Origin of the sequence: Sneathiella chinensis, from assembly GCF_012720115.1 — a bacterium.
Classification (GTDB): domain Bacteria; phylum Pseudomonadota; class Alphaproteobacteria; order Sneathiellales; family Sneathiellaceae; genus Sneathiella; species Sneathiella chinensis.
In genome coordinates this window covers 152072-164956 of the sequence record NZ_VNWN01000007.1, presented here as the reverse complement: position 1 = coordinate 164956, position 12885 = coordinate 152072, and the positions used below count along the sequence as shown (strand labels likewise).

11 protein-coding genes are annotated in these 12885 nt (G+C 57.3%); 6 read left to right on the top strand and 5 right to left on the bottom strand.

What is annotated here, in order from left to right; genetic code table 11:
• The first annotated feature begins 169 nt into the window (after positions 1-169).
• Entirely contained in the window at positions 170-808 is a 639-nt protein-coding gene (gene catB, locus FQB27_RS13240; RefSeq protein WP_169561536.1) for a type B chloramphenicol O-acetyltransferase, read from the top strand.
• Positions 809-927: 119 nt separating this feature from the next.
• Here catB and FQB27_RS13235 read toward each other — a convergent pair whose 3' ends face one another.
• Positions 928-1785, bottom strand: coding sequence for an ATP-binding protein (locus FQB27_RS13235; protein WP_169561535.1), 858 nt, complete (start codon positions 1783-1785; stop codon positions 928-930).
• A gap of 216 nt (positions 1786-2001) precedes the next feature.
• On the opposite strand from FQB27_RS13235, the gene yajC reads away from it, so the two are divergent.
• The 4 genes from yajC to FQB27_RS13215 are packed head-to-tail and all read left to right on the top strand — an operon-like array spanning position 2002 to position 5336.
• The gene (yajC, locus tag FQB27_RS13230) at positions 2002-2358 is read left to right on the top strand and encodes a preprotein translocase subunit YajC (protein WP_169561534.1); all 357 of its coding nucleotides are present in this window, start codon (positions 2002-2004) and stop codon (positions 2356-2358) included.
• A gap of 11 nt (positions 2359-2369) precedes the next feature.
• On the top strand, positions 2370-3953 hold the full coding sequence (gene secD, locus FQB27_RS13225) for a protein translocase subunit SecD (RefSeq protein WP_169561533.1): 1584 nt from the start codon (positions 2370-2372) through the stop codon (positions 3951-3953).
• A 14-nt stretch (positions 3954-3967) separates the two neighbouring features.
• A complete protein-coding gene (gene secF, locus FQB27_RS13220; RefSeq protein WP_169561532.1) occupies positions 3968-4933 on the top strand; it encodes a protein translocase subunit SecF in 966 nt (321 codons plus the stop codon).
• Positions 4934-4958: 25 nt separating this feature from the next.
• On the top strand, positions 4959-5336 hold the full coding sequence (locus FQB27_RS13215; protein ID WP_169561531.1) for an Mth938-like domain-containing protein: 378 nt from the start codon (positions 4959-4961) through the stop codon (positions 5334-5336).
• A gap of 109 nt (positions 5337-5445) precedes the next feature.
• Here FQB27_RS13215 and FQB27_RS13210 read toward each other — a convergent pair whose 3' ends face one another.
• Positions 5446-6039, bottom strand: a complete 594-nt coding sequence (locus FQB27_RS13210; RefSeq protein WP_169561530.1) for a superoxide dismutase — start codon at positions 6037-6039, stop codon at positions 5446-5448.
• A 206-nt stretch (positions 6040-6245) separates the two neighbouring features.
• Between FQB27_RS13210 and FQB27_RS13205 the strand changes: the two genes are divergently transcribed.
• On the top strand, positions 6246-7091 hold the full coding sequence (locus tag FQB27_RS13205) for a phytoene/squalene synthase family protein (protein WP_169561529.1): 846 nt from the start codon (positions 6246-6248) through the stop codon (positions 7089-7091).
• Between the two features lie 99 nt (positions 7092-7190).
• On the opposite strand, the gene FQB27_RS13200 is transcribed toward FQB27_RS13205, so the two are convergent.
• From FQB27_RS13200 to uvrA, 3 genes are all read right to left on the bottom strand, one after another.
• The gene (locus tag FQB27_RS13200; RefSeq protein WP_169561528.1) at positions 7191-8117 is read right to left on the bottom strand and encodes a hypothetical protein; all 927 of its coding nucleotides are present in this window, start codon (positions 8115-8117) and stop codon (positions 7191-7193) included.
• A gap of 245 nt (positions 8118-8362) precedes the next feature.
• The gene (gene trmFO / locus FQB27_RS13195; RefSeq protein ID WP_169561527.1) at positions 8363-9703 is read right to left on the bottom strand and encodes a methylenetetrahydrofolate--tRNA-(uracil(54)-C(5))-methyltransferase (FADH(2)-oxidizing) TrmFO; all 1341 of its coding nucleotides are present in this window, start codon (positions 9701-9703) and stop codon (positions 8363-8365) included.
• Positions 9704-9772: 69 nt separating this feature from the next.
• Positions 9773-12682: an excinuclease ABC subunit UvrA gene (gene uvrA, locus FQB27_RS13190; RefSeq protein WP_169561526.1), complete on the bottom strand. Its 2910-nt coding sequence runs from the start codon at positions 12680-12682 to the stop codon at positions 9773-9775.
• Between the last annotated feature and the right edge of the window lie 203 nt (positions 12683-12885).

Sequence of the window (12885 nt, the reverse complement as noted above, 5' to 3'; positions counted from 1 at the left end):
TGATCCATGTGATCCATGTGCTCCATGTGCTCCATCTGATCGGGCTGTAAGATCGGTTTTCTGCCGGGTACTCCGCTTGGGGGCCTCCTACCTTCCTTTCGATTTCTTTTGGCGTCTCGTCGCGTGGCTTCCATGCGATCCACGCCGTTACTGACAGTGACAGAACATCATGACAAATTTCTTTGAAAGTCCCTTCAAGGGCATCCCGCTGGACCAGCAGGTGACCAACCCCAATATCGAGGTCGGGCGCCACAGCTATTATTCCGGTTATTATCATGGCCACGGTTTTGACGACTGTGCCCGCTATCTGTTGCCGGAGCCGGGCGTGGACCGGCTGGTGATTGGCAGTTTCTGTTCCATCGGGACCGGCACCGCCTTTATCATGGCCGGTAATCAGGGGCACCGTCCCGAATGGATCAGCACCTTTCCCTTCCACTATATGTCCGAGGTCGAGCATTTTTCCGGGGCGCGGGACGGATACCAGCCCGCCGGGGATACGGTGATCGGCCATGATGTGTGGATCGGGGCCGAGGCCGTGATCATGCCGGGCGTTCAGGTCGGGCATGGGGCCATCATCGGGTCGCGGGCGGTGGTCACCCGAAATGTGGACCCCTATAGCATTGTCGGGGGGAACCCTGCGAAAGAGATCCGCAAGCGCTTTGATGAGGACAGTATTGCCATGCTGCTTGAAATGGCGTGGTGGGACTGGACCGACGAACAGCTGGGCCGGGCCATGCCCCTGATGACCAGCGGGGATATCGCCGCCCTTTATGATTACTGGCAGGGCACGGTCAGCAACGCCCAGTAATTGGGGGCGGATCGGTATGGGGGCGGATCGGTAATGGGGTCGGATTGGCGTCCGGCGGTGTGTGGCCGCCGGATGCGAAGGGCAGGGATGGTTCCGTTCGGAAATAAAGAAAGCGCGTCCTAGCGGAGCGGCGTTTCCATCCGTCCGGCCAGATCCTGTACATATTGCCACGCGACACGGCCAGAGCGGGAGCCGCGGGTGCGGGTCCATTCGATGGCTTCCCGTTGCAACTCCTCGTCGGAAATGGGGATGCTGTAATGGGCCACATAGGCTCGAATCATATCCAGATATTCATCCTGTGAACAACTGTGAAAGCCAAGCCACAGGCCGAACCGATCGGACAGGGAGACTTTTTCCTCGATGGCTTCGGATGGCATGACGGCAGTGGCCCGCTCGTTCTCGATCATGTCGCGCCGCATCAGGTGACGGCGGTTTGACGTGGCATAGATGATCACATTGGCGGGGCGTCCTTCAAGGCCGCCATCCAGAACGGTTTTCAGGGATTTATACGTATCATCGTCGCCGTCAAAGGACAGGTCGTCGCAAAACAGGACGCAGGGGCGATCCGTTGCCTGAAGCGTGCGCAGTAGCTCCGGCAGGGAGGGGATATCCTCCCGGTGGATTTCCACCAGCACCAACCGGTCGCCAAGTTCACGGTTCACAAGGGCATGGGCCGCCTTGACAAGCGAGCTTTTCCCCATGCCGCGCGCGCCCCACAGAAGGGCGTTGTTGGCGGGAAACCCCTTGGCAAAGCGCAGGGTGTTGTCGAGCAGGATATCCTTGACCCGGTCAATGCCATGCAGCATGGACATGTCCACATGGGCAACACGGGGGACGGGGCGAAGCTCGTTCTTTTCGGCTTCCCAGACATAGGCCGTATCCGAAGACAGGTCCGGGGCTTTCGGTGCGGACGGGGTCAGCCGCTCCAGACTGTCAGCAATGCGGGTCAGCTGTTCAATTATTTTCTTTTTACTCATGATGACCAATTGAATTTGACGGTGTTCGCCCCAATCTAGAGGTCCTGACATGAAAAACCCACCAAAAAAAGTGGCGCAGGATTGTTGTTGGCGGAACTGATTGCGACTTGCAATGCCATACAGGTCTACTATAACAGTCGTTCGGAATTTGTATGATGTTGTCAGGCGTATTTTGACAATGTCGGGGCTAACAGATTGAATTAGAGGATCAAAGTAATGGACCAGGGACTCGCGCAACTTATGCCGTTGATCCTTATCGGTGTCGTGTTCTATTTTCTGCTTATCCGCCCGCAGCAAAAGCGGGTGAAGGAACATCGCGCCATGATCGAGGCAGTTCGCCGGGGCGACAATGTTGTCACCGCAGGCGGCATTATGGGTAAGGTCACAAAGGTACGGGACGACAACATCGTCCAGATCGAAGTGGCACCTGAAGTACGCATCGACGTTGTCAAGTCAACCTTGAGCGAGGTACGGGGCAAGACTGAACCCGCCTCTGACGCAGCCGCACCGTCCGCATCGTCAACAGACGCAAAGGAAAACGGCGGTCTGTTCGGAAAATTCAAGAAAAAGTAACGGATTAATCCATGATCAGCTTCCCGAAGTGGAAGATCGCCCTTGTTTTGCTCGTGTGCATTCTTGGGGTGGTCTATACGATTCCGAATTTTATTCCCAAGGAGAAACTGGCCGGACTGCCCGAATGGGCCCCCAGCCAACATATCAATCTGGGACTGGATCTTCAGGGGGGCTCCCACCTGCTGTTGCAGGTGGACACGGATGACGTTAAGGAAAAAATGCTGGAAGGCATTGTGGATACGGTGCGGGACAGCTTCCTTCGGGAAGAGCCGAAAATCGGTTACAGTGCCGCACCCTCCATAAAGGGCGACAGCGTATCGGTCACACTTCGCAATGTCGGGGATCGTGATCTGGCACGGGAGAGGCTCGCGCCTCTCTCCGTTCTGCTGCCAAACGGCCAGCGCAGTGCCATTATCTCCACCTCGGATGATGGGGTTATCACCATCACCCCCAGCGAGCAGGCCATCAATGACCGCATCGGGGCCGCGGTGGAACAATCCATTGAAATTGTTGGACGCCGCGTGAACGAAACGGGCGTCAATGAGCCGACGATCCAGCGTCAGGGCAGGGACCGCATTCTGGTCCAGTTGCCGGGCGTTGACAATCCGGACCGCATCAAGGACCTGCTGGGCCAGACCGCACAGATGACCTTTCATCTTGTGAACATGTCTGCCAGCGTCGGGACCGGCCGCGTCCCTCCGGGATCAAAAAGGCTTCCGGCCCTGACAGAAGGGGAACCGGATTACGTTATTTTTAATCGCGTCATGGTGTCCGGTGAGAACCTTGAAGACGCGCAGGCGACCTACCAGAACGGCCAGCCGGTTGTGTCCATCCGTTTCAACGGTCTGGGCGGCAAGCAGTTCGGTACGGTAACGTCGCAGAATGTGGGCAAGCCCTTTGCCATCGTACTGGACGGCAAGGTCATCAGCGCACCGCGTATCAATGAACCGATCCTGGGCGGCAGCGCCGTTATCAGTGGCGGCTTTGATGTGCAGGGCGCGCAGGATCTGGCGTTGCTGCTGCGGGCGGGCGCGCTGCCGGCCCCGCTGAAAATTCTTGAGGAACGGTCTGTTGGGCCGGACCTTGGCGCCGACTCGATTGCCGCCGGTGAAATTGCCGGGCTTATCGGTCTGGCCGCCGTGGCCATCTTCATGATCCTGTCCTATGGCGGGTTTGGTCTGGTGGCCAATGTGGCGCTGGCCATGAATATCGTTCTGATCATGGCGGCCCTGTCCGTTCTTGGGGCAACCCTGACCCTGCCGGGCATTGCCGGGATCATCCTGACCATTGGTATGGCGGTGGATGCCAACGTGCTTATTTTCGAGCGTATTCGCGAGGAATTGAAGGTTGGAAAATCGCCCCTGAATGCCATTGAGTCCGGGTATCAGCGGGCCTTTACCACCATCGTGGATGCCAACGTGACCACCGGTATCGCTGCGGTGATCCTGTTCGTCATGGGCTCCGGTCCGGTGAAGGGCTTTGCGGTGACCCTCGGGATCGGGATTATCTGCTCCATGTTTACGGCCATTCTGCTTTCCAGAATGATTATTTCCCTGTGGGCGCAGCGTGCGCGTCCCAAGACCCTTGAAATTTGAGGGGGGATGCAGCAATGAGAAAAATCAAGATTATTCCGTCTGACACGAACCTGCCTTTCCTGAAAAGCCGTTTCATCGCCTTTATCCTTTCCGGCCTGTTGCTGGTTGCATCCGCCGGGATGTTTTTCGGCGTCGGCCTGAACAAGGGGATCGATTTTGAAGGCGGCATCATGATGGAAGTCGGTATGCCCGAAGCCCCGGAACTGGGGGCCATGCGTTCCTCTCTCGGTGGGTTGGGGCTGGGCCAGATTTCCCTGCAGACCTTTGGTGCGCCTGATGACATCCTGATCCGTATCCAGCGGCAGGAAGGCGATGCCACCGCACAGGAAGCAGCGGTCAAGCTGGTCAAGGAAACCCTTGAGGCCGATTACGGCACCGGTGTATCCTATCGCCGGGTGGAATTCGTTGGTCCGACCGTTTCTGCGGAATTGGTCCAGACCGCGATCGAGGCGGTGATCGTTGCGGTTATTGCCATCCTGATCTATATCTGGCTGCGCTTTGAATGGCATTATTCCGTTGGGGCGATTGCGGCCCTTGTTCATGACGTGATCCTGACCATCGGCATGTTCGCGGTGACGGGGATTGAATTCAACTTGGCGTCGGTGGCGGCGATCCTGACCATTGTGGGGTATTCAATCAACGATACGGTGGTGGTCTATGACCGCATTCGCGAGAATTTCCGCCGCTACAAGAAGATGGAGGTCGCCGACCTTCTGAACCTGTCCATCAACGAGACCCTGTCCCGGACAACCATCACCTCATTGACCACCCTGTTGGCACTGGTGGCGCTGTTCATCTTTGGCGGCGAGGTCATTCGGGGCTTTGCCACGGCCATGATCTTTGGCGTTGTGGTCGGGACCTATTCGTCCATCTTCGTTGCGGCACCGATCCTGTTGCATATCGGGCTGACCCACCGGAACGAGGAAGAAGACGGCTTCAAACCGAGCGACGATACGCTCGATGCGGAAAAGCAGGGCTGATACGGCCCTGCTGACAGGATAGATCATGCAGGATATTTCCGGCCTTCCCGAGGAAGGGCAACAACTCGTCAACTCCTATGGTGACATGGGCTTCCGTATCAGTGGTGTGCGCCACGAGGGATCGGTTCTGGTTTTCCCGAACCGGACCGAAAGCTGGGACGTGACCACGGCGGAAACCGTAACGGTCGAGAGCCTGTCATCGGTGGGCGATCAGGACCCCGGTATTGAAATCCTGTTGATCGGCTGCGGGGCCAGCATGGCCTTTATCGAGGATGATGTCAGGCGGGCGCTGCGGGACAAGGGCGTTGTCATTGACGCCATGGATACGGGCGCGGCGGTACGCACCTATAATGTGCTGCTGCTGGAAGGGCGCCGGGTGGCGGCTGCCCTGATTGCCGTCTGATCTTGCGGCCTGTTGCGCCGGTCCTGAAGGCCGCGATATTCAGTCCCTGACACACACAAAAAAAGGCGCCGGAAAATCCGGCGCCTTTATTATTTCATGACCCGTCGGATCAGGCTTTTGCCAGGTTTTCGTTGGCAAAGTCCCAGTTGACCAGGCTGTCCAGGAATGTGGAGATATAGTCCGGACGACGGTTCTGGAAGTCCAGATAGTAAGCGTGTTCCCAAACGTCCATGGTCAGGAGCGGGGTTGCACCGTCTGTCAGCGGGCATTCAGCGTTCGGGGTCTTGACGACCTTCAGCTTGCCACCATCCAGAACCAGCCATGCCCAGCCGCTACCGAACTGGGTTGCGCCGGCGGCTTTGAATTCTTCAACGAATTTGTCGTAGGAACCGAAATCTTCGTCGATCTTGGCTGCGATGGCGCCTGTCGGCTTGCCGCCGCCATTGGGGGCCATTGAGTGCCAGTAGAACGTGTGGTTCCAGACCTGTGCTGCGTTGTTGAAAATACCGGCTTTGGATGCGTCGCCAGCAGTTTCTTTCATCAGCTCTTCCAGGGACTTGCTGTCGTCACCGTCCAGCAGGTTGTTCAGGTTCACAACATAGGTGTTGTGGTGCTTGCCATGGTGGAAGTTCAGGGTTTCTTCGGAAATGTGCGGTGCCAGTGCGTCTTTTGCATACGGCAGTTCTGGAAGTTCAAAAGCCATTTTTATCCTCTAGCCTGTGTGTTGAAAGAAAGTTGCCTGATACGGCAACCGCCCGTTTCAGACGGGACGGTAAATTCTTGTTACATAAGACGGTTTATAACGTAAAACTTCGCCTGCGGACATTAAATTTTTAATTATTCTAGCGGGAAGTCTGTTACAAGACGACAACAATTCTGTATCGGGGTCAACAGGCGGAAAGAAGTGTGATGGACACCACCAATCTATCTACGAGCGCGGCAGAGGTTCGGCGGTATGATTATGACCGCTGGCTGGTTTCCCTGTTCTCGCCGCCGGAAAAGCGGGACGCCATTCACGCCGTTCTTGCCTTTAATGCGGAAATCGCCCGCATTCGCGAAACCGTGTCCGAACCGTTATTGGGGGATATCCGTCTGCAATGGTGGCGGGACACCCTGCAGGGCCTGAAGAAGGGCGAACACAAGGCCCATCCGGTGGCCGAGGCCCTTGATCATACAGCGCGCCAGCAGCCCCTTGATTATGACCTGATGCTGGACATGGTTGATGTGCGCGCCCGCGATCTGGACCCAAGCCCGATCCTGAACGATGCCGAACTTCTGGCCTATGCGGATGGGACGGGCGGCGCGGTGCAGCGGCTGATCCTGCAGGTGGTTGCGGGTACCAGTCCGGCTTCATCCGTGGTGGAGGCCGCCAGTCTGGCCGGGCGGGCCTTTGCGTTGCTGGGTATTATACGGGCCATTCCGTTCCATGCCCGTCACGATCTTGTTCTGTTACCGACCGAGCGCCTGCAAGAAACAGGCATGAGCCGCTATACCCTGTTGCAGCCGGAATACGGCCCCAACCTGCAGGCGGTGGTTCGCGATCTTGCTGCGCTGGCGGACGAGGATTATCGGAGGGTTCGAAAAGAGCGCCGGAGCCTGTCCAAAGAGGCCGCGCCCGCAGTCGCGATCAATGGCCTGAGCGGCCTGTATCTGAAACGGCTGAAAGCAGCGGGATATAATCCGCTTCACCACAAGCTGAATGTGGGGGCGCAGCGAAAGGTACTGACCCTGACCCTGCAGCAGTTATTGGGATAACAACTCCCGGGATCTGACGTATCTGAAGAAGAAGGGGAGGCATCGCTTGTACGGATGCCTCCCTTTTTTTTGGGGGGGGATGGGCGGTGTGGTTGCGGATCAGTGATGACCCAACCGCCAGACCTGTCCCTGCATGTAGTTCTGGGCCAGAAAGCGATAGGTGGCTTTCAACTGTTTTTCAACAAGCGGGTTTTCCTCGGCAATGAGGTTCTTCCAGCCCTTGATCATGTCGTCCCAGATCATGAACCGCTGGTGCAACTCGTCCCGGGTGTTGCGGACCAGTTCGATGGTAGGCTCGAAGTTTTTCAGGATGGTCAGGACCTCGCAGGTCTGGGCATCCAGTTCCTCGAACATGTTGTCAAAGGACTCGACCACCGGCTCCAGCAGGGCCGTGATCCGGATCAGGTCTTCCATCATGCCCCGGTCGCGCCGGTACACCACGTTCAGGCGGTCGATGGTGCTCTTGATTTTCTTGATCTGGGAATAATGGTCCCGCAGGGCCTCGATATAGGCCAGTTCGCGGATCACATCATCCACTTTCTCGATCACCTCTTCCTTGGAGATGCCCAGCTTTTCGGCGATTTCCTGGAAGGCGTTCTGAACCTTGCCGCGGGTGTCCGGGTTGTTGGCGATATTCTCCAACTCGCTGGAGTTGGTGATGATTTCCTCGCTGCCACTCAGCCACGAGACAAGCTGCATGGTAATGCGGCCGCGGGCCACGTTTCTGTGAATTTCCTCAATATGCCAAGAGGCGGAGCCGTCCAGAATTTCCGTGGGAATTGAATCGTTCGGGCGGATCTCCTTGACGAATTTCAGGGCACCACTGATGATCCGCAAGAGTTGCGCATCCTGACTGTCGTCGGGAATACCGAATTCATGGCAGAGGGACCGGACAGGAACCGCGCCCGTGATATCGCCGATCGTCACATACAGGGCAGGCTCCCGGTTATCATGTGTCAGTTTGAAATGGGCACCCTCAACACTGAAAATCTTGTGGTTGAACACAAAATGTGTACTTGGATCCATTTCGGAACCTGAACCGTTTTTCTCGCTCATGTCACTCGCTCTGGCTTGCGCCACAGGTATTGTTAAACAGTACTTGGCCGCGTCCCCCATACCCCTGAAAGGGGCGCGTGGCCTCAACTTTTGATCGTCTTCTTACAACGGTATCCGTTTTTGGTATAAAAATCGTTACCAACTTTTTTAATTCTGTTCAAAAAAAACGGGGGCGATACGACAAAGCCGCTCGCCCCCTGCTTTTTTGACGGGCATCAGAAGGAAAGATCGGCCTTCCACGCATCAAAGGCGGCAAAGGCCCGCTGGGTATAGGCCTGTTTGCGTTCCTTTTTCTTGACCCGTTGTTCCAGCGGCGGGAACAGCCCGAAATTGACGTTCATGGGCTGGAAGGTTTCCGCATCGGCGCCGCCAGTGATATGGCCCATCAGGGCACCAAGGGCGGTTGTCACGGGCGGCGGGGTAAAGGCTTTTTCCAGCCTTTCAGCCGCCATGAAGCGGCCCGCCAGCAGCCCGATGGCCGTGCTTTCCACATATCCCTCAACACCGGTGACCTGACCGGCAAAGCGCAGACGCGGCACGGATTTCAGGCGGAACTGGTCATCCAGAACCACGGGGCTGTTGATGAAGGTGTTGCGGTGCAGACCACCCAGACGTGCAAATTCGGCATTTTCCAGACCGGGGATGGTCTTGAAGATGCGGGTCTGTTCAGCGTATTTCAGCTTGGTCTGGAAACCGACGATATTATAGAGGGTCCCGAGCTTGTTGTCCTGACGCAGCTGGACAATGGCATAGGGCTTGACCTCCGGATCACGGGGGTTGGTCAGGCCGACCGGCTTCATGGGGCCATAGCGCAGGGTTTCAGGCCCGCGTTCCGCCATGACCTCGATCGGCAGGCAGCCGTCAAAATAGGGGGTGTCTTTTTCCCATTCCTTAAACTCGGTCTTGCCGCCTTCGTTCAATTCCCGGATCAGGGTGTAATATTGCTCTTCTGTCAGGGGGCAGTTGATATAGTCGGAGCCTTCCCCCTTGTCATAACGGGACTGGAACCAGGCAATGTCGAAATTGATGCTGTCCTTGTAGACAATCGGGGCGATGGCATCAAAGAAGGATAGGGCATCGGCGCCGGTGGCCTCATGCACGGCGGCGGCCAGTTCCGGCGAGGTGAGGGGGCCTGTGGCGATCAGGGTATTGCCCCATTCCGCTGGCGGCAGGCCGGTCACTTCCTCGCGGCTGACGGTCACAAGCGGGTGGTTTTCCAGCTTGTCCTGCACATAGGCGGAAAACTCGTTCCGGTCCACGGCAAGGGCACCGCCCGCCGGTACCTTGTTGGCATCGGCGCTTTCCATGATGAGGGAGCCAAGCTCACGCATTTCCTTGTGCAGCAGGCCAACCGCGTTGTTATCCGCATCGTCAGAGCGGAAGGAGTTGGAGCAGACCAGTTCCGCCAGACCATCGGTCAGGTGGGCGTCCGTACCGCGGACCGGCCGCATTTCATGCAGGACGACGGGAATGCCCTTGCTGACCAGTTGCCATGTGGCTTCCGATCCGGCAAGTCCACCACCAACAACGTGAACAGGTTTGATGTTTTCGCTCATTTGCTACTCTTTATCTCAAGGGACGGGCCGGCCGGCGGGCAGATGTTGCAGGGGCCGGGCCTGTCAGGGTCAGGCCGCTTTCGTCTTTTTGGACTTTTTCGGCGATGGTTTGTCCGGGGACGGTTCCTCGTTCTTCACCGGGGGGCGCTTGGACAGGATTTCCTTCAGGTACCGGCCCGTATGGCTGGCTTCGACCTCGGCCACCTGTTCCGGCGTTCCTTCCGCCACCAGATAGCCGCCGGCATCGCCGCCGTCCGGTCCCATATCGATCAGCCAGTCGGCGGTTTTGATAACCTCAAGGTTATGCTCAATGACCAGCACACTGTTCCCGGCATTGACCAGTGCCTGAAGCACTTCCATCAGCTTGCGCACATCCTCGAAATGCAGGCCGGTGGTCGGCTCGTCCAGAATATAAAGGGTCCGTCCGGTGGCCCGGCGTGACAGTTCCTTGGCCAGCTTGACACGCTGTGCCTCGCCGCCGGACAGGGTGGTGGCCTGCTGTCCCACATGGATATAGCCAAGCCCCACCTGTTGCAGGGTTTCGAACTTCTCGCGCACGGCGGGAACGGCTTTGAAAAACTCAACGGCTTCATCAACTGTCATGTCAAGAACGTCGGATATGCTCTTGTCTTTAAAGGTGATTTCCAGCGTTTCGCGGTTGTATCTCTTGCCCTTGCAGACATCGCATTGAACATAGACATCGGGCAGGAAGTGCATCTCGATCTTGATGACGCCGTCGCCCTTACAGGCCTCGCAGCGCCCGCCCTTGACGTTGAACGAGAAGCGGCCGGACTTGTATCCGCGGGCCTTGGCTTCGGGCAGTCCTGCGAACCAGTCCCGGATGGGCGTAAAGGCGCCGGTATAGGTTGCCGGGTTGGACCGGGGGGTCCGTCCGATCGGGCTTTGATCGATATCGACAATCTTGTCCAGCCATTCAATGCCTTCAATCCGGTCGTGGGGACCGGGATGATTGCGGTTGTTGTTCAGCTTCTTGGCAATGGCCTTGTACAGGGTCTCGATAATCAGCGAGGATTTACCACCGCCGGAAACACCGGTCACACAGGTAAAGGTGCCCAGCGGAATGTTCACATTGACCCGTTTCAGGTTGTTGTGCCGTGCCCCGACAATTTTAAGCTGGCGCGATGACAGGGCCTTGCGACGGACGGCGGGCAGGGGGACTTCCATCTCGCCGGTCAGGTATTTGCCGGTGATGCTGTCCTTGTTGTTCATGATGTCGTCCGGGGTGCCTTGCGCAATCAGGCGGCCGCCGTGGCTGCCGGCGCGGGGGCCCATGTCGATCACATGATCCGCGGTCAGGATGGCTTCCTCGTCATGCTCAACAACAATGACCGAGTTGCCCTGATCCCGCAGGTTGACCAGTGTCTTCAGAAGACGGGAGTTGTCCCGCTGGTGCAGGCCGATGGACGGTTCATCCAGCACATACAACACGCCGGTCAGGCCGGACCCGATCTGGGAGGCAAGGCGGATACGCTGGCTTTCGCCGCCGGACAGGGTGCCAGAGCCGCGGGACAGGGTCAGGTATTCCAGCCCCACATCCACCAGAAAGCCAAGCCGCTCGTTGATTTCCTTCAGGACCCGTTCGGCGATGGAGTTTTCCTTCTCGGTCAGGATATCGCGAAGTTCAAGGAACCACTTGCGGCTGTCGAGAATGGATTTCTCGACCACTTCACCGATATTCAGGCCATTGATCTTGATGGCCAGTGCTTCCTGTTTCAGGCGGTGGCCGCTACAGGTGCTACAGGCGGTCTTGTCCTGATATTTTTCCAGATCCTCGCGCACCCAGCTGCTGTCGGTTTCGCGCCAGCGGCGTTGCAGGTTAGGAATGATCCCTTCAAACGGCTTGTTGGTCTTGTAGGTCCGCAGCCCGTCGTCAAAGGTGATCTGGATTTTCTCGTCGCCGGTTCCGAACAGCACTTTTTTGCGGTCTTCTTCGGGGATTTCCTCCCACGGGGCGGTGGTGTCAAAGCCATAATGACGGCCCAGTGCCTCAAGGGTCTGCATGTAATAGGGGGCCGGTGTGGCGGAACGGGACCAGGGCGCAATGGCTCCATCCCGGAGCGACAGGGTCACATCGGGCACCACCAGTTCCGGGTCAAAGAACATTTCCGTACCAAGGCCGCCGCAGGACGTACAGGCGCCATACGGGTTGTTGAACGAGAAAATGCGAGGCTCGATTTCCTCGATGGTGAAGCCGGAAACAGGGCAGGCGAACTTGGCCGAGAAAATCTTGCGGTCCTTGGTATCCGCGTCCTCGACCACAAACAGCCCGTCGGCCAGTTCAAGGGCCGTTTCGATGCTGTCGGCAAGGCGGCTCTGGATATCGTCGGTGACAACAACTCGGTCCACCACCACATCGATATGGTGCTTCAGTTTCTTGTCGAGGGCGGGCACATCCTCGATCTCGTAAATCTCGCCATCGACCTTGACCCGCTGAAAACCGCGCTTGCGAAGGTCGAGGAATTCCTTGCGATACTCGCCCTTGCGGCCCCGGACAATGGGGGCCAGCAGATAGAGGCGCTTGTCCTCGCCCATGGCCATGACCTGATCAACCATCTGGCTGACCGTCTGGCTTTCAATGGGCAGGCCCGTCGCCGGGGAATAGGGAACGCCGATCCGCGCATAGAGAAGCCGCAGATAGTCGTAAATCTCGGTCACGGTACCAACCGTGGAGCGAGGGTTCTTGGAGGTGGTCTTCTGTTCGATGGAAATGGCGGGGCTGAGGCCATCAATATGGTCCACATCCGGTTTCTGCATCATTTCCAGAAATTGCCGGGCATAGGCGGACAGGCTTTCCACATAGCGGCGCTGCCCCTCGGCATAGATGGTGTCGAACGCCAGAGACGATTTGCCAGAGCCGGACAGCCCTGTAATGACAACCAGCTTGTCGCGGGGAATGTCCACATCCACATTTTGCAGATTATGCTCGCGTGCGCCGCGGATCTTGATTTCTTTCAACATGAGTTTCCTGCCCGGTTCTGAAGACGTCCGTGGAGCGGAACTTAACGGCCCGGAACGCAAATTTCCAGTCTTGCGAACAAAAAAAGATGATTTTTGTACCGTTTTTGTTCTTATTGTCAAACTTGCCGATTTGCTCTAGTCAGGGCGGCGCCGACAAGGTAAGGTTGGCATCCAAAATTCAAGTTATTCATCGAATCGAGAGC

Coding starts and splice junctions, on each gene's coding strand:
- FQB27_RS13200 (WP_169561528.1), bottom strand. CDS start 8,117: ATGGATCCAAGTACACATTTTGTGTTCAACCACAAGATTTTCAGTGTT.
- FQB27_RS13235 (WP_169561535.1), bottom strand. CDS start 1,785: ATGAGTAAAAAGAAAATAATTGAACAGCTGACCCGCATTGCTGACAGT.
- secD (WP_169561533.1), top strand. CDS start 2,370: ATGATCAGCTTCCCGAAGTGGAAGATCGCCCTTGTTTTGCTCGTGTGC.
- yajC (WP_169561534.1), top strand. CDS start 2,002: ATGGACCAGGGACTCGCGCAACTTATGCCGTTGATCCTTATCGGTGTC.
- FQB27_RS13215 (WP_169561531.1), top strand. CDS start 4,959: ATGCAGGATATTTCCGGCCTTCCCGAGGAAGGGCAACAACTCGTCAAC.
- secF (WP_169561532.1), top strand. CDS start 3,968: ATGAGAAAAATCAAGATTATTCCGTCTGACACGAACCTGCCTTTCCTG.
- trmFO (WP_169561527.1), bottom strand. CDS start 9,703: ATGAGCGAAAACATCAAACCTGTTCACGTTGTTGGTGGTGGACTTGCC.
- FQB27_RS13205 (WP_169561529.1), top strand. CDS start 6,246: ATGGACACCACCAATCTATCTACGAGCGCGGCAGAGGTTCGGCGGTAT.
- FQB27_RS13210 (WP_169561530.1), bottom strand. CDS start 6,039: ATGGCTTTTGAACTTCCAGAACTGCCGTATGCAAAAGACGCACTGGCA.
- uvrA (WP_169561526.1), bottom strand. CDS start 12,682: ATGTTGAAAGAAATCAAGATCCGCGGCGCACGCGAGCATAATCTGCAA.
- catB (WP_169561536.1), top strand. CDS start 170: ATGACAAATTTCTTTGAAAGTCCCTTCAAGGGCATCCCGCTGGACCAG.